The sequence below is a fragment of the Luteimicrobium album genome, assembly GCF_030161555.1.
In the GTDB taxonomy this organism is placed as follows: Bacteria; Actinomycetota; Actinomycetes; order Actinomycetales; family Cellulomonadaceae; genus Luteimicrobium; species Luteimicrobium album.
Genome location: NZ_BSUK01000001.1, coordinates 3,748,338 through 3,767,774 on the forward strand (window position 1 = coordinate 3,748,338; position 19,437 = coordinate 3,767,774).

Annotated in this window: 15 protein-coding genes and 5 pseudogenes; 8 read left to right on the forward strand and 12 right to left on the reverse strand. The window is 73.2% G+C overall.

The window, feature by feature from the left end:
- Positions 1–5: 5 nt before the first annotated feature.
- The 3 genes and pseudogenes from QQK45_RS19280 to QQK45_RS19290 all read right to left on the reverse strand — a co-directional run bounded on the left by QQK45_RS19280 (position 6) and on the right by QQK45_RS19290 (position 4,582).
- Positions 6–2,083, reverse strand: a pseudogene (locus tag QQK45_RS19280) (ABC transporter ATP-binding protein).
- Positions 2,080–3,813 (reverse strand): ABC transporter ATP-binding protein, encoded by a 1,734-nt coding sequence (locus QQK45_RS19285; RefSeq protein ID WP_284294606.1) that lies wholly within the window; start codon positions 3,811–3,813, stop codon positions 2,080–2,082. The pseudogene QQK45_RS19280 and the gene QQK45_RS19285 overlap by 4 nt, the downstream one beginning before the upstream one ends.
- A gap of 70 nt (positions 3,814–3,883) precedes the next feature.
- Positions 3,884–4,582 carry a TetR/AcrR family transcriptional regulator gene (locus QQK45_RS19290; RefSeq protein ID WP_284294607.1) on the reverse strand — a complete coding sequence of 233 codons (699 nt, stop codon included), beginning with the start codon at positions 4,580–4,582 and terminating at the stop codon, positions 3,884–3,886.
- A gap of 177 nt (positions 4,583–4,759) precedes the next feature.
- Between QQK45_RS19290 and QQK45_RS19295 the strand changes: the two genes are divergently transcribed.
- The gene (locus QQK45_RS19295; protein WP_284294608.1) at positions 4,760–5,134 is read left to right on the forward strand and encodes a YciI family protein; all 375 of its coding nucleotides are present in this window, start codon (positions 4,760–4,762) and stop codon (positions 5,132–5,134) included.
- Positions 5,116–6,270, forward strand: coding sequence for an RNA polymerase sigma factor (locus QQK45_RS19300; protein WP_284294609.1), 1,155 nt, complete (start codon positions 5,116–5,118; stop codon positions 6,268–6,270). Before QQK45_RS19295 ends, QQK45_RS19300 begins: the two co-directional genes overlap by 19 nt.
- A 95-nt stretch (positions 6,271–6,365) precedes the next feature.
- Here QQK45_RS19300 and QQK45_RS19305 read toward each other — a convergent pair.
- From QQK45_RS19305 to QQK45_RS19315, 3 genes and pseudogenes are all read right to left on the reverse strand, one after another.
- Positions 6,366–7,588 (reverse strand): annotated as a pseudogene (locus tag QQK45_RS19305) (SPFH domain-containing protein); the annotation flags it as partial.
- A 64-nt stretch (positions 7,589–7,652) separates the two neighbouring features.
- Entirely contained in the window at positions 7,653–8,126 is a 474-nt protein-coding gene (locus QQK45_RS19310) for an NfeD family protein (protein WP_284294611.1), read from the reverse strand.
- A gap of 148 nt (positions 8,127–8,274) precedes the next feature.
- Positions 8,275–9,060, reverse strand: a complete 786-nt coding sequence (locus tag QQK45_RS19315) for an ABC transporter ATP-binding protein (RefSeq protein ID WP_284294612.1) — start codon at positions 9,058–9,060, stop codon at positions 8,275–8,277.
- 27 nt (positions 9,061–9,087) lie between these two features.
- Here QQK45_RS19315 and QQK45_RS19320 point away from each other — a divergent pair, with 27 nt between their 5' ends.
- Positions 9,088–9,891, forward strand: coding sequence for a hypothetical protein (locus QQK45_RS19320; protein ID WP_284294613.1), 804 nt, complete (start codon positions 9,088–9,090; stop codon positions 9,889–9,891).
- Positions 9,892–9,944: 53 nt separating this feature from the next.
- Here the strand turns inward: QQK45_RS19320 and QQK45_RS19325 are convergent, their stop codons facing one another.
- Positions 9,945–10,358: an NUDIX hydrolase gene (locus QQK45_RS19325; protein ID WP_284294614.1), complete on the reverse strand. Its 414-nt coding sequence runs from the start codon at positions 10,356–10,358 to the stop codon at positions 9,945–9,947.
- Positions 10,355–11,599 carry a glycogen synthase gene (glgA, locus tag QQK45_RS19330; RefSeq protein WP_284294615.1) on the reverse strand — a complete coding sequence of 415 codons (1,245 nt, stop codon included), beginning with the start codon at positions 11,597–11,599 and terminating at the stop codon, positions 10,355–10,357. The genes QQK45_RS19325 and glgA overlap by 4 nt, the downstream gene beginning before the upstream one ends.
- A gap of 78 nt (positions 11,600–11,677) precedes the next feature.
- Between glgA and QQK45_RS19335 the strand changes: the two are divergent.
- Positions 11,678–12,914, forward strand: a pseudogene (locus QQK45_RS19335) (glucose-1-phosphate adenylyltransferase).
- 63 nt (positions 12,915–12,977) lie between these two features.
- A pseudogene (serB, locus tag QQK45_RS19340) lies at positions 12,978–13,600 on the forward strand (phosphoserine phosphatase SerB).
- Positions 13,601–13,703: 103 nt separating this feature from the next.
- Here serB and QQK45_RS19345 read toward each other — a convergent pair.
- The 3 genes from QQK45_RS19345 to fabG all read right to left on the reverse strand — a co-directional run bounded on the left by QQK45_RS19345 (position 13,704) and on the right by fabG (position 15,882).
- The gene (locus QQK45_RS19345; RefSeq protein WP_284294616.1) at positions 13,704–14,276 is read right to left on the reverse strand and encodes a SixA phosphatase family protein; all 573 of its coding nucleotides are present in this window, start codon (positions 14,274–14,276) and stop codon (positions 13,704–13,706) included.
- 14 nt (positions 14,277–14,290) lie between these two features.
- Complete coding sequence (gene fabI, locus QQK45_RS19350; protein ID WP_284294617.1) at positions 14,291–15,067, reverse strand: enoyl-ACP reductase FabI; 777 nt, start codon at positions 15,065–15,067, stop codon at positions 14,291–14,293.
- A gap of 80 nt (positions 15,068–15,147) precedes the next feature.
- Positions 15,148–15,882, reverse strand: coding sequence for a 3-oxoacyl-ACP reductase FabG (fabG, locus tag QQK45_RS19355; RefSeq protein WP_284294618.1), 735 nt, complete (start codon positions 15,880–15,882; stop codon positions 15,148–15,150).
- 221 nt (positions 15,883–16,103) lie between these two features.
- Between fabG and QQK45_RS19360 the strand changes: the two genes are divergently transcribed.
- The 3 genes from QQK45_RS19360 to QQK45_RS19370 are packed head-to-tail and all read left to right on the forward strand — an operon-like array spanning position 16,104 to position 17,820.
- Positions 16,104–16,556: a DUF3099 domain-containing protein gene (locus tag QQK45_RS19360; protein ID WP_284294619.1), complete on the forward strand. Its 453-nt coding sequence runs from the start codon at positions 16,104–16,106 to the stop codon at positions 16,554–16,556.
- Positions 16,553–16,813, forward strand: a complete 261-nt coding sequence (locus QQK45_RS19365; RefSeq protein WP_284294620.1) for a hypothetical protein — start codon at positions 16,553–16,555, stop codon at positions 16,811–16,813. The genes QQK45_RS19360 and QQK45_RS19365 overlap by 4 nt, the downstream gene beginning before the upstream one ends.
- Positions 16,810–17,820 (forward strand): SURF1 family cytochrome oxidase biogenesis protein, encoded by a 1,011-nt coding sequence (locus QQK45_RS19370; RefSeq protein WP_284294621.1) that lies wholly within the window; start codon positions 16,810–16,812, stop codon positions 17,818–17,820. Before QQK45_RS19365 ends, QQK45_RS19370 begins: the two co-directional genes overlap by 4 nt.
- On the opposite strand, the pseudogene QQK45_RS19375 reads toward QQK45_RS19370, so the two are convergent.
- A pseudogene (locus tag QQK45_RS19375) lies at positions 17,793–19,390 on the reverse strand (ABC-F family ATP-binding cassette domain-containing protein). The gene QQK45_RS19370 and the pseudogene QQK45_RS19375 overlap by 28 nt on opposite strands.
- Positions 19,391–19,437: the final 47 nt, after the last annotated feature.

The window sequence follows — 19,437 nt, forward strand, 5'->3', positions numbered from 1 at the left end:
ACCGCTCAGCCGGCGGCCGGCGGCACCGGTCCCGCCCCGACGACGGCGTCCTCCTCGTCCGCGACGGCGCCCGCGAACTGGCTCTCGTACAGCCGCGCGTAGGCGCCGCCCGCCGCGAGCAGCTCGTCGTGCGTGCCCTGCTCGACGATCGAGCCGTGCTCCATCACGAGGATGGTGTCGGCGTCGCGGATCGTGGACAGGCGGTGCGCGATGACGAACGACGTCCGGCCCTGGCGCAGCGCGTTCATGGCGTTCTGGACGAGCAGCTCGGTGCGGGTGTCGACCGAGCTCGTCGCCTCGTCGAGGATGAGGATCGGCGGGTCCGCGAGGAACGCGCGGGCGATCGTGAGGAGCTGCTTCTCCCCGCGCTCACCGACGAGCCCTCGTCGTCGAGCACGGTCGCGTACCCGTCCGGCAGGGTGCGGACGAACCCGTCGACGTGCGTCGCCTCGGTGGCCGCGAGGAACTCGGCCTCGTCGACCGTCCGGCCGTCGCGGATCCCGTACCGCAGGTTCTCCTCGATCGTGCCCTTGAACACCCAGGTGTCCTGGAGCACCATCCCGACGTTCGACCGCAGGTCGGCGCGCGTCAGGTCGCGCGTGTCGACGCCGTCGAGCGTGATCCGCCCGGCGTCCACGTCGTAGAAGCGCATGACGAGGTTGACGAGCGTCGTCTTCCCGGCGCCGGTGGGCCCGACGATCGCGACCGTCTGGCCGGGCTCGACGACGAGGTCGAGGTGCTCGATGAGCGGCGCGTCGGGCGTGTAGCTGAAGGACACATCCTCGAACGCGACGCGCCCGCGCACCGGCCCCACCTCGGCCGCCGGGACGGGGTCGGGGGTCTGCTCGTCGGCGTCGAGCAGCTCGAACACGCGCTCGGCCGACGCCACGCCCGACTGCAGCAGGTTCATCATCGACGCGACCTGCGTGAGCGGCTGCGTGAACTGCCGCGAGTACTGGATGAACGCCTGCACGTCGCCGAGGCTCATCTGCCCCGTGGCGACCTTGAGCCCGCCGACGACGGCGACGAGCACGTAGTTGAGGTTCCCGACGAAGCCCATGGCCGGCTGGATGATGCCCGACATGAACTGCGCTTTGAAGCTCGCCTTGTACAGGCCGTCGTTCTCGGCGTCGAAGTCCTCGATGGCGCTGCGCTGGTGCCCGTAGACCTTGACGAGCGTGTGGCCCGTGAACATCTCCTCGATGTGCGCGTTGAGGCGCCCGGTGCTCGCCCACTGCTGGATGAACTGGGGCTGGGACCGCTTGGCGATCGCCGTGGCGAGCCACACCGAGACCGGCACCGTGGCCAGCGCGATGACCGCGAGGAGCGGCGAGATCCAGAACATCACGACGAGCACGCCGACGACGGTGAGCACCGCGTTGATGAGCTGCGACAGCGTCTGCTGCATGGACTGGGCGACGTTGTCGATGTCGTTGGTGACGCGCGAGAGGACCTCGCCGCGCGCCTGCTTGTCGAAGTAGGACAGGGGCAGGCGGTGGAGCTTGGCCTCGACCTCGTCGCGCAGCCGGCGGACCGTGTTCTGCACGACCATCGTCGTGACACGGCCCGCGATCCACTGGAAGACGGACGAGGCCACGTAGACCGCGATCACCCAGCCGACGATCACGGCGAGCTTGTGGAAGTCGACGCCGTGCCCGACGACGAGGTCCTTCATCGACTCGACGAGCCCGGCCTGCGTGCTCTGGCCCTGGTCGCGCAGCGCCTGGGCAGCCTGCGCGGACGTGGTCCCGGCCGGGAAGTACTGGGCCAGCATCTTCGAGGTCACGCCGTCGAAGATGACGTTGGTGGCGGAGCCGAGCAGCTTCGGCCCGGCGACCGCCGCCGCGACCGACGCGACGGTCATGAGCGCGACGACGGCGACCCGCCACCGCTCGCTGCCGAGGTACCGGGCGATCCGTCGCAGCGACGGACCGAAGTTCATCGCCTTCTCGGCGGGCATGCCCATGCCGCCGAACGGACCGCCGCCTCCGCCGGGCCCGCGGCGCGGGGGCCGTGGGCCGGCCGGGCGCTCGGGCGCGGCCGCCGGGCTCTTCTGCTCGCTCGTGGCGTCCTGGTCGCTCATGCTGCCTCCTCCACCGAGAGCTGCGAGTAGACGATCTCCTGGTAGGTCTCGCACGTCTCGAGGAGCTCGGCGTGCGTGCCGGTCCCGACGACGCGCCCCTCGTCGAGGACGACGATCTGGTCCGCGTAGCGGATGGTCGCGACGCGCTGGGCGACGACGATCACGGTCGAGCGCCGCGTCCGTGGCTTGAGCGCCGCCCGGAGCGCGGCGTCGGTCGCGTAGTCGAGCGCGGAGAACGAGTCGTCGAACAGGTAGACGCGCGGGTCGCGGACGATCGCGCGCGCGATCGCGAGCCGCTGGCGCTGGCCGCCCGAGAAGTTGGTGCCGCCCTGCGCGACGGGCGACGCGAGGCCGTCGGGCAGCTCCTCGACGAACGACCGAGCCTGCGCGACGTCGAGCGCCGCCCACATCTCCTCGTCGGTCGCGTCGGGCTTGCCGTAGCGCAGGTTGTCGGCGATCGTCCCCGTGAACAGGTAGGCCTTCTGGGGGACGAGCCCGAGCAGCGAGCCCAGGTCCTCGCCCGCGAGGTCGCGCACGTCGACGTCGTCGACGAGGACGGCGCCGTCGGTGACGTCGTACAACCGGGGCACGAGGTTGAGCAGCGTCGACTTGCCGGACCCGGTCGAGCCGATGATCGCCGTCGTGCGCCCGGGGAGGGCCTCGAGGCTCACGTCGTGGAGCACGGGCTTCTCGGCACCCGGGTAGGCGAACGTGACGTGCTCGAACCGCACGACGCCCGCGTGCTCGGTGTCCTTGCGCGGCTGCAGCGGCTCGACGACGGACGCGTCGGTGTCGAGCACGCCGCGGATGCGCTCGGCGGCGACCGACGCGCGCGGGACCATCATGAACATGAAGGTCGACATCATGACGGCCATGAGGATGTACATGATGTAGCTCAGGTATGCGGTGAGGGCGCCGATCTGCATGCCGCCCGAGTCGACGCGGTGCCCGCCGAACCACATGACCGCCACGGTCGAGAGGTTCATCACGAGCATGACGGCGGGGAACATCATCGCCATGAGCCGGCCCGCGCGCACCGACGTGTCGTACAGGTCGGTGTTCGCGTCGCCGAAGCGGCGGCGCTCGCGCGGCTCGGTGACGAACGCGCGGATCACGCGGATGCCGGAGATCTGCTCACGCAGGACGCCGTTGATGGTGTCGATCTTCTTCTGCATGGCCCGGAAGTACGGCACCATCCGCGAGATGATCAGCCCGACGACGACCGCCAGCACGGGGACGATCACGAGGAGCAGGCTCGACAGGGGCACATCCTGCTGGAGCGCGAGGATCACGCCCCCGATCATCATGATCGGCGCCATGACCATGATCGTCAGGCTCATGAGGACGAGCATCTGGACCTGCTGCACGTCGTTCGTCGCGCGCGTGATGAGGGACGGCGCCCCGAACGTCCCGATCTCCTGCTGGGAGAAGGACTCGACCTGGACGAACTGGGCGCGGCGCACGTCGCGCCCGAAGCCCATCGCGACCCGTGCACCGAAGAACACGGCGGCGACGGTGCACGCGACCTGGACGAGCGTGACCATGAGCATCATGCCGCCGACGCGCCAGATGTAGCCCGTGTCGCCCTGGGCGACGCCCTTGTCGATGATGTCGGCGTTGAGGGTGGGCAGGTACAGCGCGGCGATCGTCTGGACGAGCTGGAAGACGAGCAGCAGCGCGATGGGTCTCGCGTACTGGGACAGGAACTGCCGCAGCAGTTGGACGAGCATCGGGGCTCCAAGGAGGTCGGACGGGGTGGTTCCGGTTTCGGGGGCGTCGCAGACGGGCGAGCGACGACGGTCAGGTGCGGTGCGCGACGCCGTCGAGGAAGAGGTCGACGAGCTCGGCCGGGTCGACGGGCTCGAGCTCGACGCCGCGCCGGCGTGCGTCGATCACGCGCATGGAGGAGCCGAGGAGCAGCACGTCGAAGAGCTCGACGGCACGGGCGCGGCTGACGCGCAGCCCCGGGTCCGCGCCGAAGACGCGTTCGACGGCGGCACGCACCTCGGCCTCGCCCTCGGTCTGGCGCTGCACCCACTGGGCCCAGCCCTCGCGGCCCGCGGTCTCGCGCTCCGCCTGCGGCCGCGGGTCGACGCGGCCGATCTCGTGCAGGATGGCCATCCACCGCATGGTGGTCTCGATCCGCGCGAGTCCGATCTCCATCACGGCCACGAGCCGGTCGCGCAGCGACAGCGCCCGGTCGATCGCGTCGAGGTCCGGGACGGCGTCGGCGGGGTCCGCGGCGACGAAGGCCGCCTGCCCGATGAGCGTCAGCTTGTCGGAGAAGACGCGGAACAGCGTGCCCTCGGCGACGCCGGCTGCCTCGGCGAGCTCGCGCGTCGTCGCGGCGACTCCGCGCTCGAGGAGCACCGGACGCACCGCGCGCAGGATCGCCGCGCGGCGCTCGTCGGGCGGGAGCGGTGCCGCTCGGCCGCTCCGCGCGATCCCGGCGCCCGCCGTCCGCACCCGCGGGTCCAGGCCCGTGTCGGTCTCGGTCATGACACCCGACACTAAGTGAGTGAGCACTCACTCACAAGTGACAGATGTCATGCGCGGATGTTCGCCCAGAGCGAACAGAGCCCGTCCGCTCGCGCGAACCGTGGCGCGCTGTCGATCGAGCGGCGTCACGATCGTCACAAGGCCGTAGCAGCACACCCACGACGAGAAGGAGACACCATGCGCTACGCCATCCTGCTCCACTACCCCGAGCGCAGCTCCGAGGACCTCGGGGACGCCCTCGCCGAAGGCCAGGCCGCGCTCCAGGCCTACGCCCGCGACCTCGACGACGCGAACGTGCTCGTGTCCGGCGAGGTCTGGCAGCCGTCCTCGGCCACCACGACGCTCACCGCCGCAGACGGCACGCTGCGCGTCCAGGACGGCCCGTTCGTCGACACGCACGAGCAGCTCGGAGGCCAGTTCGTGATCGAGGTGCCCGACCTCGACGCGGCCCTCGCCTGGGCCGAGAAGGCGCCCTCGGTGGCGTGGGGCCACGTCGAGGTCCGGCCGAGCGCCACCTACGTGGAGTCCGGCGCATGGGTACCCTCGACCTGACCCTCGCGGAGGACGCACTCGCCGACGCCGTCGAGCGCGCCGTGCGCACCTGGCCGACGGACGGCGCGCCCGGCAACCCGGCGGGGTGGCTCCACCGCGTCGCGCGTCGCCGGGCACTCGACCTCCTCGGCTCCGCCGCCCGCCGGACGTCCTGGCCGCTCGACGAGGCCGTCGCGCCTGCCGCGCCGGACCCCGGTCCCGACGACGTCGACCCCGACGCGCTGCCCGACCGCCGCCTCGAGCTGCTGTTCGTGTGCGCCCACCCGGCGATCGACCCGGCCGTCCGGGCGCCGCTCATGCTCCAGACGGTCGTCCTCGGGGTCGAGGCCGCCCGCGTGGCGGCGGCGTTCGCGGTGCCGGCGGCGACCATGGCGCAGCGCCTCGTCCGGGCCAAGCGGCGCATCCGCGACGCCCGCATCCCCTTCCGTGTGCCGCGCCGCGACGAGCTCCCCCGCCGCCTCCCGCCCGTCCTCGAGGCCGTCTACGGCGCCTACACGGTCGAGTGGTCCCGGACCGCCGGACCGCACGTGCGCGAGTCGCTCGCCGTCGAGGCCCGCGAGCTCGCGCTCCTCCTCGCGACCCTGCTCGACGACGCCGAGGCGCTCGGTCTCGCGGCCCTCCTGTGCCTGTCCTCCGCCAGGCTGGCTGCCCGGGTCGTGGACGGCGTGCAGGTCCCGCTCGACGAGCAGGACGTGCGCCTGTGGGACGCGCGGCTGATCGGGCAGGGCGAAAGCTTGCTGCACCGCGCCCACGACCGCGGCACGCCCGGACGGTTCCAGCTCGAGGCGGCCGTCCAGTCCGCCCACTGCGCCCGGGCCCGCACCGGCCGCACGGACCGGCACGCCGTCCTGCGGCTCCACCGGGCGCTGGTCGACGTGGCGCCGACCCTGGGCGCCCGGGTCGCCCTCGCGGCGACGGCCGCGCAGGTCGAGGGTCCCCGCGCCGGACTCGACCTGCTCGACGACCTCGCCGGAGCCTGCCGGGCCTATCAGCCCTACTGGGCGACCCGCGCTGACCTGCTCGCCGCGGCCGGCGACGACGCGTCCGCCCGCGTCGCGTTCGCCCGCGCCGTCGACCTGACGACCGACCTGCCCGCCCGCCGGTACCTCGAACGCCGCCTCGCATCGCTCGGCTGAGCGTGCAAGACGGCGTTCGAGAGGCTTCGGGCTAGCGGCGAGCCGTCACTGCTGGGGGCGTCGGGCGCCGGCGGTCCGGCCGGACCGTCCGTACCGGGGTCGGCCGGCGGTGCCGGCGGCGGCGTCGCGCCGCCGAGGGGACGAGGATCGACCCCGCGCTGCCCGGGCGACGCAGGCGGCACCGTCCCGCCACCGGGGCGCTGGCCACGCTCGGCCCCCGGGTCGAACGGCACGCCGGACTGCGTCCCGGCGCTGGTCGCGTCGGCCGTCGCGGCCTCGGCCTGGCGCCGGGCCTCGGCCAGCGCCTCCGCCGGGTCCGTGAGCGCCTGCTCGCCGAGCGCCGGACGCTCCCGCTCGACGCGCGGGCGCGGGGCGCGGCCCTCGGGGCCGCCCTCGTCGGGTCCGCCCCGGGCCCGACCGGGCCGCCGTCGCCGCCGAAGCCCTTGGCGATCGAGCCGAGCGCGGCCGTGAACTCGGTCGGCACGACCCACAGCTTGCTCGCCGTGCCGTTCGCGATCTGCGGCAGCATCTGCAGGTACTGGTACGCGAGCAGCTTGGGGTCGGCGTCACCCTCGTGGATGGCGTCGAAGACCTGGAGGATCGCGCGCGCCTCACCCTCGGCCCGCAGGATCGCGGCCTGCGCCTGGCCCTCGGCCCGCAGGATGTTCGACTGCTTCTCGCCCTCGGCCGTGAGGATCTGGGACTGCTTGACGCCCTCGGCCGTGAGGATCGTGGCGCGACGGTCACGCTCGGCGCGCATCTGCTGCTCCATCGAGCCCTGCACCGACGCGGGCGGGTCGATCGACTTGAGCTCGACGCGGTTGACGCGGATGCCCCACTTGCCCGTGGCCTCGTCGAGCACGCCGCGCAGCTGCCCGTTGATCTGGTCACGGCTGGTGAGGGTCTGCTCGAGGTCCATCGAGCCGATCACGTTACGGAGCGTGGTCACGGTGAGCTGCTCGATCGCCGTGATGTAGTTCGCGATCTCGTAGACCGCGGCCTTCGGGTTGGTCACCTGGAAGTAGATGACCGTGTCGATGCTGACCACGAGGTTGTCGCTCGTGATCACCGGCTGTGGTGGGAAGGACACGACCTGCTCGCGCAGGTCGACGCCCGCGCGGACGCGGTCGACGTAGGGCACCAGCAGGTGGAAGCCGGCGTCGAGGGTCCGCGAGTAGCGGCCCAGCCGCTCGACGATGAGCGAGACGGCCTGCGGCACGATGCGTACCGCCTTGACCAGGGAGACGATCACGAAGATCGCGACGAGGGCGATGACGATCCAGGCGACGATCGTCCCGGCCGAGGGGTCGTTGTTCATGCAGGTCCTTCCGTGTTCTCGTGCGAGCGGGGTCGAGCGGTCGAGGACGGACGGCGGGCCGCGGTCACGCGCCTCCGGCCGTGGCAGGGTCGGCGGTCCCGGTGCCGAGCGCGAGCGGCTCGACGACCGCGGTCGCGCCCTCGATCCGCACGACACGGACGTGATCACCGGTGGGGAGCTCGAGGGCACCGCGCGGGACGCGGGCGGTCCAGACCTCGCCGGACAGCTTGACGCGTCCACCCGACTCCGAAACCGGAGCGAGCACGACGGCCTCGCGCCCGACCAGGGCGTCGGCGTTCGTGAGGGTCCGGGGCGTCGACCGGTGGAAGCGGAGCACCAGCCACCGCCGGAAGGTCAGGAGCAGGATCGTCGAGACCACGCCGAACACGACGACCTGCACCCAGAACGGCCAGCCGAGGGCGTTCGCGACCGCCGCGACGAGCGCGCCGCCCGCGAACATGATGAGCACGAAGCTCAGCGTGACGACCTCGACGACGGCGAACAGCAGCGCCGCTCCGATCCACCAGAGCCAGTCCATGGCGTCCCCTCCCGGGCGGTGCGACGTGCGTTCGACCTCGAACGCGTGACCTTATGACCTTTGCCCAGACTTTACCAAATCTCCGACGTTCGCGCACCACCCTCGTCGCAACCGGTCCGGGTGGGCTCCGGCGTCGTCGAAGCTCGCGTCAGCGGGCGGCGCGCGCCACCCAGCGACCCCCGCCGTGCGCGACCACCAGGGGCAGCCCGAACGCCGACGACAGGTTGTCGGACGTGAGCACCTCCTCGAGCGGCCCCGCGCTGTGCACCGCGCCGTCCTTGAGCAGCAGCAGGTGCGTGAAGCCCGGCGGGATCTCCTCGACGTGGTGCGTGACCAGCACCAGGACCGGGGACGCCGGGTCGCTCGCGAGCTCCGACAGCGCGCGCACGAGCTCCTCGCGCCCGCCCAGGTCGAGACCCGCGCCCGGCTCGTCGAGGAGCAGCAGCTCCGGGTCCGTCATGAGCGACCGCGCGATCTGCACGCGCTTGCGCTCGCCCTCCGACAGGGTGCCGAACGTCCGGTCCGCGAGCTGGTCCACGTCGAACAGCTTCAGGAGGTCGTGCGCGCGCTCGGTGTCGAGCTCCTCGTACGCCTCGCGCCAGCGTCCCGTGACCCCGTACGCGGCCGTCTGGACGACGTCGAGCACGCTCTCCGAGCCGGGGATCCGGTCCGCGAGCGCCGCGCTCGCCAGCCCGACGCGCGGGCGCAGCTCGAACAGGTCCGACTTCCCGAGCTCCTGGTCGAGAATCGTCGCCCGGCCCGACGTCGGGTGCATGCGTCCCGCGGCGATCTGGACGAGCGTCGTCTTGCCGGCGCCGTTGCGGCCCAGGACCACCCAGCGTTCGCCCTCCGCGACCTTCCAGTCGACCCCGTCGAGGATCGTCTTGGCCCCGCGGCGGACGGTGATGTCGGACAGGTCCAGAACCCAGCTCATGGCATCCGACCCTATAGGTTGGGCGCGATGGATCCGTACACGCCACCCGCCCTCGCGAGGAGCACGCTCCTCGCGCTCTGGCTGGCCCTCGGGCCGCGCGACACCGCCTCTCGGACCCGGGCCGCACGGCTCGTCCAGGGCGACGACGAGCCCCACGAGGTCGCAGGACTCGACCCGGAGGACGAGCGCGCCGCCCGAGACGCCGACGGCCCGCCGAACGGCGTCGGCACGCTGCTCGCCGCATGGTCCGGGGCCGACGCCGTCGTGGCGCTCCTGCCGGAGGCGGGGCGGGCGGCCGCCGTCCCCGCGGCCGTCTCGCACGCGGCCGTCGAGACGGGCGAGTGCGTCCTCGTGGAGCTCCGTGGCCGCGCGTTCGCGGCCGTCCCCGAGGTCCGGCGGTTCGGCAGCGACTTCGAACCGGGCCACCTCGTCCGGTGGGACGTGGTGGAGGTCGACCCCTGGCAGACCCGCGTGCTCGGCGCCGTCGGGACGGTCGAGGACGCCGAGCGGGAGCTGCGCGCGGCCCTCGTCACGGCGACGGAGGCGCTCGACTCGCTCGACGTCGCGAGCTGGCGCGAGGACGCCGCCGACACCATCGCCCGGCTCCGCGGCCCCGTCGACCTGGGCGCGAGCGTGCCCGCGGCCCTCGACCCGCGCCGGGTGCGCGCGCTGTCCCAGGCGGTCCGGCTGCGGACCATCGTCCAGCTCGCGACCGTCGACGACGGTGGCGCCGTCAACGTGTGGCAGTCGGACCAGCGCGGCGCCGCCCTGCACCAGGTGGGCGAGGCCGCGCGTCGGGCGCTCGAGGCGGCGACGTTCCACCTCCGCTGACCGCGAGGTACACCGGCCGCCCTACTACCTCGCGACGGAGGCCTCCCGGAGGCCTACGTCGGCGATCGGGTCGCGGCGCGGAGCAGGTCGCGCGTGAGCGGAGCGAGCTCGACGGCACCCGGCGCGGCCGGGTCCACCCAGACGTGCTCCTCGATCTCGGCGGCCGGGCGCGGCTCGAGGACGCCCGGCACGGCGAAGACCTCGGCGACGAGCGCGTGGCCCGGCTCGTTGGCCGCGGGCGCGTGGTGCGTGCCCCACGGGACCAGCACGTCGGGCGCGACGACGACGCTGATCTCCTCCGCGAGCTCGCGGACGAGCGCGGCGCGGGGGTCCTCGCCGGGCTCGATCTTGCCGCCCGGCTGCATGAACGCCGTCGTGCCGCGCTTGCGGACCAGGAGGTAGCGGCCGGCGTCGTCGGTGACGACGGCGGCAGCGACCCGGATCACCCGCTCGGCCGGCGCGCTCACCGCGCCCCCTCGAGGACCTGCTCGTAGACGGCGACGGTGCGGCCCGCGATCGCGTCCCACGAGAAGTGCTCCTCGACGCGCCGGCGCGCGGCCCGCCCCATGGCCGCGGCACGCTCCGGGTCGAGGACGACGGCGGTCAGCGCGTCGGCGAGGTCCGTCACGAACCGCTCGGGGTCGAGCGGGGTGCCCGTGCCGTCGTCCGCCTGGTCGAGCGGGACGAGGAGCCCGGTCACGCCGTCGTCGACGACCTCGGGGATACCCCCGGTCGCAGAGCCGACCACGGGCAGGCCGACGGCCATGGCCTCCAGGTTCACGATGCCGAGGGGCTCGTACACGGACGGGCAGACGAACACCGTGGACGCCGCGAGCACGGCGACGAGCTCGTCGCGCGGCAGCATCTGCTCGATCCAGACGACGCCCGTGCGCTCGGTCGCGAGGCGGGCGACGGCGGACGAGACCTCCGCGGCGATCTCGGGCGTGTCGGGAGCGCCGGCGCACAGGACGAGCTGGACCTCGGGCGCGAGGCGTTCGGCCGCGCGGAGCAGGTAGGGCAGCCCCTTCTGGCGGGTGATGCGGCCGACGAACACGACCGTGGGCCGGTCGGGGTCGATCCCGAGCCGCTCGACGGTGGCCCGTGCCGCCGCGACCTCCTCAGGCGTGCCCGGCCGCTGCCAGCCGTCCAGGTCGATCCCGTTGTGCACGACGTGGACGCGCGCCGGGTCGACGGCGGGATACACCCGCAGGATGTCCGCGCGCATGCCCGCGCTCACGGCGACGACGCCGGCGGCCGACTCGTAGGCCGTCCGCTCGGCCCAGCTCGACAGCGCGTAGCCGCCGCCGAGCTGCTCGGCCTTCCACGGCCGCAGCGGCTCGAGCGAGTGCGCCGACAGCACGTGCGGCGCCCCGGTCAGGAGCGACCCCAGGTGGCCGGCGAGGTTCGCGTACCAGGTGTGGGAGTGCACGAGGTCGCTCCCGGCGAGGTCGCCCGCCATCTGGAGGTCGACCCCGAACGTGGCGAGCGCCGCATCGCCTCCCGCGAGCTCGGCCGGCACCCCGTAGCGCGTGACGACGGGCTCGCCCGGTCCCGCCGGCGCGGGAGCCCCGAGGGGATCCCCGGGCCCGAACGCGTGGACGCGCACGTCGAGCCTGCGGGCGAGCACCCGCGAGAGCTCGGCCACGTGCACGCCGGCGCCGCCGTAGACGTTCGGCGGGTACTCACGGGACAGCAGGTCGACGCGCATGGCGACAACCTAGCGTGCCGTCGTACGCGGCGGCCGAGTCGGCGCACGTCGCCGCAGGAAAGACCGTAGGGTGCAGCCATGGCGACGAAGCGAGTCCTCGCGATCGTCCTCGCCGGCGGCGAGGGCAAGCGACTGATGCCCCTGACGGCCCAGCGGGCCAAGCCCGCGGTCCCCTTCGGGGGATCTACCGGTTGGTCGACTTCGCGCTGTCCAACGTCATCAACTCGCACTACCTGCACGTGATCGTGCTCACGCAGTACAAGTCGCACAGCTTGGACCGGCACGTCGCCAAGACGTGGCGCATGTCCACGCTGCTCGGCAACTACGTGGCGCCGGTGCCCGCGCAGCAGCGCGTCGGCAAGCACTGGTACCTCGGCAGCGCGGACGCGATCTACCAGTGCCTCAACATCATCGAGGACGAGCGCCCCGACATCGTGGTCGTGGTCGGCGCCGACCACGTGTACCGGATGGACTTCTCGCAGATGGTCGACGCCCACGTGGCCTCGGGGGCCGAGTTCACGGTCGCGGGGATCCGCCAGCCGATCGCGCTCGCGGACCAGTTCGGCGTGATCGACGTCGACCCCGACCGCCCCGGACGCATCCGTGCGTTCCTCGAGAAGCCGACCAACCCGGTCGGGCTGGCCGACTCCCCGGCGAGGTCCTCGCGTCGATGGGCAACTACGTCGCGAACGCGGACGCGCTCGTCGACGCCGTGACCCGCGACGCCGCGAACGACGACTCCGCGCACGACATGGGCGGCGACATCGTGCCCTGGTTCGTGGAGCGCGGGACGGCGGGCGTGTACGACTTCATCGACAACGACGTGCCCGGGTCGACGGACCGCGACCGGAACTACTGGCGCGACGTCGGGACGATCGACGCGTACTTCGACGCGAACAAGGACCTCATCTCGATCAACCCGGTCTTCAACCTCTACAACGACGAGTGGCCCCTCTACACGGGCTACACGGGCCTGCCGCCCGCGAAGTTCGTGCACGCCGGCCCGGGCCGCCTCGGCCACGCGGCGGACTCGATCGTCTCGCCGGGCGTGCTCGTCTCGGGCGCCACGGTGGTCGGCTCGGTGCTGTCCCCCGGCGTCCACCTACACTCGTGGTCGTCCGTGTCGGACAGCGTCCTGATGGACGGCGTCCAGGTGCACCGCCACGCGCAGGTGCATCGCGCGATCCTCGACAAGAACGTCGTCGTGGGCGCGCGGGCGCGCATCGGTCTCGACCCGGACGCCGACCGCGCCCGCGGGTTCACCGTGACGGCGTCCGGCATCACGGTCGTCCCGAAGGGGACGGTCGTCGACTAGTCGCCGAGTACCCGAGGAGCCCGAGCCGTGCCCGAGACCGCCCACCGTCGCCGCCTCCTCGTGATGGACGTCGACTCGACGTTCATCGAGCAGGAGGTCATCGAGCTCATCGCGGACCACGCGGGCACGCGCGAGCAGGTCGCCGCGGTGACCGAGCGGGCGATGCGCGGCGAGCTGGACTTCGCGGCGTCGCTGCGCGAGCGCGTGGCGACGCTCGAGGGGTCCCGGTCTCCGCGCTCGACGACGTCCGGGCGTCGGCGACGCACACGCCCGGCGCGCGCGAGCTCGTCGCCGAGGCGCACCGGCGCGGCTGGGTCGTGGCGCTCGTGTCCGGCGGGTTCGCCGAGGTCGTCGAGCCGCTCGCCCGAGCGCTCGACATCGACCTCTTCCGCGCGAACCGGCTCGAGGTCTCCGGCGGGCGCCTCACCGGCCGCACCGTCGGCCCCGTGATCGACCGCGCCGCGAAGGAGCGGTCCCTGCGCGAGCTCGCGGCCGACCTCGACATCCCGATGGCGGACACCGTCGCCGTCGGGGACGGAGCGAACGACCTCGACATGATCGGTGCGGCCGGGATCGGGATCGCGTTCCGCGCCAAGCCCGTCGTCAAGGAGCAGGCGCCCTACGCCGTCGACGGGCGCCTCGACGAGGTCCTCGATGTCGTGGACGCCGCCGACGCGGACCGGTAGGAACACGAGCCGCCTGCCCACGCGCCAGGTCCTCACGCTCCAAGCCGCGTGTCGCCGGCGTCGCCGACGTGGTCTCCGAGGGCCGCCGGGTGCGGTTCGACCCTCAGGCGGCGGGGCGTCCGGCGTAGCGCAGGATCGCGGTCCCGCGGTCCCAGTCGGACCACGGGGCGTCGGCCTCGAGCAGCCCGTAGCCGCCCGTCGGCAGCCCGACACGAGCGAGCGCCAGCGATCCCGCCTCGGAGCCCGGACCGGCGAAGAACGCCGACCCCGCCCCCATGGTCGGCTCGTGGCCGACGACGAGCACCGTCCGGGCCGTGTCCGGCAGCTCGCGCACGACCGCGAGCAGGCCGCGGACGGTGAGCTCGTAGAGGGCGTCGTCGACGGTCACGCTCGGCGCGGCGGGCAGCCGGCCGGCGACCAGGTCCCACGTCTGCCGGGTCCGCAGCGCGGACGAGCAGAGCACCACGTCGGGCACGAGCCCGGACGCCGTGAGCGTCTGCCCGACCTGGGTCGCCTGCGCCCTGCCGTGCAGCGCCAGCGGGCGCGCGTGGTCAGGGCTGGACCCGGCGGGCTCCGCCTTGGCGTGGCGGAGCAGGACGAGACGACGCGCGTCACCGGACGACCCGGCCGGGGCGTCGGTGGCGCGCGTCGTCTCGTGGGGCGCGGTGCCCGTCACGCGGCGGACCTCACTCAGGAGCCCATCGCGTGGAAGCCGCCGTCCACGTGCACGATCTCGCCCGTGGTCGCGGGGAACCAGTCGGACAGGAGCGCCGCGATCGCACGGCCCGCGGGCTCGGCGGTCGAGTTGTCCCAGCCGAGCGGGGCACGCTCGGGCCACTCGGCGTCGAGCTTCTCGAAGCCGGGGATCGACTTCGCGGCGACCGTCTTGATCGGCCCGGCCGACACGAGGTTGACGCGGATGTTGTCGGGGCCGAGGTCGCGGGCGAGGTAGCGCGCGGTCGACTCGAAGGCCGCCTTCGCGACGCCCATCCAGTCGTAGACCGGCCACGCGAGCGTCGCGTCGAACGTGAGGCCCACGACCGAGCCACCGGGGGTGCCGTCCTTGAGGAGCTGCTGCGTCGCCACGGCGAGGGACTTCAGCGAGAACGCCGAGATCTCCAGCGCGGTCGCGACGTCGGCCCACTCGGCCGCGAGGAAGTTCCCGCCCATCACGGACTGGGGCGCGAACCCGATCGAGTGCACGACGCCGTCGAGCGAGTCGACGTGCTCGCGCACTGCGGCGTCGAGGTTGTCGAGGTCCTCCTGGCTCTGCACGTCGAGCTGGAGCACCGGCGCCTCGGCGGGCAGGCGCTTGGCGATCGCCTGCGTCAGCTTGGCCTGGCGGCCGAACGAGGTGAGCAGGACGGTGGCGCCCTCCTCCTGCGCGAGACGCGCAGCCTGGAACGCGATCGAGGCGTCCGTGAGGACTCCCGTCACGAGGATCTTCTTGCCGTCGAGCAGGCCCATCGGTGTCCTTTCTACAGAGGGCTCGACCTGAGCGTACCGGGGCGTGCCCGGCCGGGCGGGTCGAGGAGGTTCGGGGTGGTTCAGTGGCCCATGCCGAGGCCGCCGTCGACGGGGATCACCGCGCCGTTGACGTAGGCCGCGTCGTCCGAGGCGAGGAACGCGACGACGCCCGCGACCTCCTGCGCGGTGCCGTAGCGGGCCGCGGGGATCTGCGCCTTGATCTCGGTCTGCCGGGCGTCGGTGAGCTCCGCGGTCATCGCGGTCTCGATGAAGCCGGGGGCCACGACGTTCGCCGTGATCCCGCGGGCGCCGAGCTCGCGCGTGATGGAGCGGGCCATGCCGACGAGCGCGGCCTTGGAGGACGCGTAGTTGACCTGGCCGGGTCCGCCGTACAGCCCGACGACGGACGAGATGAGGACGATGCGGCCGCGGCGCAGCCGGATCATGCCCTTGGAGGCGCGTCGCACGCACCGGAAGGTGCCCGTGAGGTTGACGTCGAGGACGTCCGTGAATTCCTCGTCCCGCATGCGCAGCAGGAGACCGTCCTTGGTCACGCCGGCGTTCGCGACGAGCACCTCGACCGGTCCGAGCTCGGCCTCGATCCGGGTGAAGGCGGCGTCCACGGCGTCGGAGTCGCGCACGTCGGCGACGGCGCCGAAGACGCCCTCGGGCAGGTCGCCGCCCCGATAGATGGTCGCCACCCGGTCGCCCTGGGCGACGAAGCGTTCCGCGATCGCGCGGCCGATGCCGCGGTTCGCGCCGGTGACCACCACGGTGCGCGGCTCCGGGGTCACGTCGTTCGTCGTCTCGCTCACTGCTGCTCCGCTCGATCGTCGGGGTCGGTGGGGCCCCGCCGCCGGCCGGGAGGTCCCCGCCGGCCGTCCGGCCCCGCGGGCGCCGGACCTCTGGTGGCCGTCGTACAACCTATCCCGTCCGGGCACCTCGGCGGGCTGGCGCCGCGCGCCAGCCGCCCCTCTCGCTTTTGTGCGGACCCGACAAGCCCGTCGCTCCCAGCCGCCGCACCTAGACTGGGTCGGTGAGCAGGACGCCAGGGCACGACCCGCGCGAGGGGGACGACCACGAGGTCGTCTCCATCACCTCCGCCCCCGAGTCACGGCACGACGAGCAGTCGCGCCGGATGCGCGTCTACGCCATCCAGATGACGGTCCGCGTCCTGTGCTTCGTCGGCGCGATCCTGATCCCGAGCTGGCCCGTGCGGATCGTGCTGATCGTGGGCGCCGTCGTCCTGCCGTACACCGCGGTCATCTTCGCGAACGCGAGCGGCCAGCGCCGCGGCGGGGACTCCGTCGGCATGGAGTACCCGAACCTCCCCGGCTCGGCCGACGAGCCCGGGCTCCCGGCGATCGCGCCCGGCGTCGTCCTCGAGCAGCAGCCCGACGACGGCGCGCAGGAGCCGCGCGACGACACGTCCGACCTCGGCGACGACCAGCAGGGACCGGACGCACGCCACCACGGGGACGCCGCATGAGCGGGGCGCAGCCGCGGGCGGACGCCGTCGGCGACCTCGTGTGCAGCGCCAAGGGCTGCCGCGAGACGGCGGCCTGGGGGCTGCTGTGGAACAACCCGAAGCTACACACGCCGGACCGGCGCAAGGTCTGGCTCGCGTGCGACGCGCACCGGCAGAGCCTGTCCGAGTTCCTCGAGCTGCGCGGCTTCCTGCGCGATGTCGTGCCGGTCGCCGAGCTGGACCGGGCGGACGAGCAGGTCGAAGGGGCGGGCGCATGAGCGAGGTGCGCGGCGCCCGCACCCGCCGGCAGTGGGTCGTGCTCGCGATCGGCGCGGTCCTGCTCGCGGCCGTGTGCCTGGTCGCGGCGAAGTGGCAGTGGTCCCGCTACGACCTTCACAAGTCCCAGGCCGAGCAGATCACGTCCGCGTACGGGGCCGACCCCGTGCCCGCCGCCGACCTGCTTCCCGCCCCGGGCGAGCCGCTGCCCGCCGACGACGTCTGGCGCTCCGTCACGGTGCACGGTCACTACGAGGCCGACCGGACCGTGCTCCTGCGCAACCGCCCCGTCGACGGTTCGGCGGTGTTCCACGTGCTCGTGCCGTTCGTCGTCGACGAGCCGGGGACGCCCGTGGACGGCGTCGTGCTCGTCGTGAACCGTGGCACGGTACCCCTGTCGTCGCGCAGCGCCGAGCGGCCCGACGCCGTCCCCGCGCCGCCGACCGGCGAGGTCACGCTCGTCGCCCGGCTGCGCGCCGACGAGCCGCCCCCGACGAAGTCCGCACCGAGCGGCCAGGTCCAGGCGATCAGCACGGGCGCGGTGCTCGCAGCGGCGCCGGGCGGCAGCTCGTGGGCCGACGGCCGGACCACGTCCGCGTACGGCGTCATGAGCTCCGAGACGCCCGCGGCGACCGACCCGATCGCGGCGCTGCCCGCGCCCGACGCGCCCGACCCCGACACCAACCTGTCCTACACGGTGCAGTGGGTCATCTTCGCCGTCGGGATGTTCGCCGCGTACGCCGTCCTGTGGCGCCGTGAGCGCGGCCCCCGGCTCACCGCCGGCGACCTGCTCGCCGGGTACGACGACGTCGACGAGGCCCGCACCGCGCGTCTGGCGGCGCGGCGCTCCGGCCGCCCGCAGAAGGTGTCCCTCGAGGACGAGGAGGACGCGATCGTCGACGCGCAGCTCGCGGCCGACCGCTGGGCCTCGAGCGCGACCGACGACAGCCCGCCCACGGGCACCTCGCCCGGCGCGGACGCTCAGGCCAGGGAGACGAGTTCCGCGTAGCCGTCGTTCCAGAGGTCCTCGTCGCCGTCCGGGAGCAGCAGGACGCGCTCCGGCGTGAGGGCCTCGACCGCGCCGTCGTCGTGGGTCACCATGACGACGGCGCCCTCGTACGAGCGCAGCGCGCCGAGGATCTCCGCGCGCGACGCGGGGTCCAGGTTGTTGGTCGGCTCGTCGAGCAGCAGGACGTTCGCCGCGGACACCACGAGCGTGGCGAGCGCGAGGCGCGTCTTCTCCCCACCGGAGAGCACCCGGGTGGGCTTGTCGGCGTCGTCGCCCGAGAACAGGAACGAGCCGAGCACCGACCGCACCTGCGTGTCCGTGAGGTCGGGTGCCGCGTGCCGCAGGTTCTCCACGACGCTCACGTCGAGGTCCAGGGTGTCGTGCTCCTGCGCGTAGTAGCCGAGCTTGAGACCGTGGCCGGGCACGACCTCGCCGGTGTCGGGGCTCTCGACGCCCGCGAGCATGCGCAGGAGCGTGGTCTTGCCGGCCCCGTTGAGACCCAGGATCACGACGCGGCTGCCGCGGTCGATCGCGAGCGAGACGTCGGTGAAGACCTCCTGCGAGCCGTACGCCTTGGACAGACCCGACGCGGTGAGCGGCGTCCGGCCGCAGGGCGCGGGCGTCGGGAAGCGCAGGTGCGCCACCTTGTCGCTCACGCGCTCCCCTCCAGCGACCCGAGCATCTTCTCGGCACGCCGGATCATGTTCTGCGCCGCGACGGCCTTCGTGGCCTTGGCCCGCATCTTCTCGGCCTGCGCCATCAGCGCTCCGGCCTTCTTCTCGGCGTTCGCCCGCTCGCGGCGGCGACGGCGCTCGTCCGACTCGCGCTGCTGCAGGTAGGCGTCCCAGCCCATCGCGTACGTGTCGATGACCGAACGGTTCGCGTCGAGGTAGAGCACGCGGTTGACGGTCGCGCGCAGCAACTCGACGTCGTGACTGATGACGACGAAGCCGCCCGAGTACGACTTGAGGTAGTCGCGCAGCCAGATGATCGAGTCCGCGTCGAGGTGGTTCGTCGGCTCGTCGAGGAGCAGCGTGTCGACGCCGGAGAAGAGGATCCGCGCGAGCTCGATCCGGCGACGCTGACCGCCGGACAGGGTCCGCATCGGCTGGTTCAGGACCCGCTCGTCGAGGCCCAGGTTGGCGGTGATGCGCTCGGCCTCGGACTCGGCCGCGTACCCGCCGGCGGCGAGGAACCGCGCCTCGAGCTTCGGGTACCGGTCGAGCGCGGCCACCATCGTGTCCGCGTCCGCGCTCGCCATCTCGCCCTCGGTCTCCCGCATGCGACGCACGAGGTCGTCGAGGCCGCGCGCGGACAGGACCCGGTCCATGGCCCGCTGGTCGAGGTCGCCCGTGCGCGGGTCCTGCGGCAGGTAGCCGACGTCGCCCGAGCGCACGATCTGCCCGCCGGTGGGCTGGGTCTCCCCTGCGAGGGCCTTCGTCAGGGTCGTCTTGCCGGCACCGTTGCGGCCCACCAGCCCGACGCGGTCGCCGGGGCCGACGCGGAAGGAGGCGTCCTCGAGGAGGACGCGTGCGCCGACGCGCAGCTCGACGTTCTGGGCTGAGATCACGACGAACCATCCTACGGGCGCCGCCCTCTTCCCCTCGCAGCGATCGC

Excerpts from the sequence above, each read along its gene's own strand:
- QQK45_RS19315 (WP_284294612.1), bottom strand. The coding sequence starts at position 9,060 with ATGAGCTGGGTTCTGGACCTGTCCGACATCACCGTCCGCCGCGGGGCC.
- QQK45_RS19370 (WP_284294621.1), top strand. The coding sequence starts at position 16,810 with ATGAGCGAGGTGCGCGGCGCCCGCACCCGCCGGCAGTGGGTCGTGCTC.
- QQK45_RS19295 (WP_284294608.1), top strand. The coding sequence starts at position 4,760 with ATGCGCTACGCCATCCTGCTCCACTACCCCGAGCGCAGCTCCGAGGAC.
- QQK45_RS19310 (WP_284294611.1), bottom strand. The coding sequence starts at position 8,126 with ATGGACTGGCTCTGGTGGATCGGAGCGGCGCTGCTGTTCGCCGTCGTC.
- QQK45_RS19290 (WP_284294607.1), bottom strand. The coding sequence starts at position 4,582 with ATGACCGAGACCGACACGGGCCTGGACCCGCGGGTGCGGACGGCGGGC.
- QQK45_RS19320 (WP_284294613.1), top strand. The coding sequence starts at position 9,088 with ATGGATCCGTACACGCCACCCGCCCTCGCGAGGAGCACGCTCCTCGCG.
- QQK45_RS19365 (WP_284294620.1), top strand. The coding sequence starts at position 16,553 with ATGAGCGGGGCGCAGCCGCGGGCGGACGCCGTCGGCGACCTCGTGTGC.
- fabI (WP_284294617.1), bottom strand. The coding sequence starts at position 15,067 with ATGGGCCTGCTCGACGGCAAGAAGATCCTCGTGACGGGAGTCCTCACG.
- QQK45_RS19300 (WP_284294609.1), top strand. The coding sequence starts at position 5,116 with ATGGGTACCCTCGACCTGACCCTCGCGGAGGACGCACTCGCCGACGCC.
- QQK45_RS19285 (WP_284294606.1), bottom strand. The coding sequence starts at position 3,813 with ATGCTCGTCCAACTGCTGCGGCAGTTCCTGTCCCAGTACGCGAGACCC.
- glgA (WP_284294615.1), bottom strand. The coding sequence starts at position 11,599 with ATGCGCGTCGACCTGCTGTCCCGTGAGTACCCGCCGAACGTCTACGGC.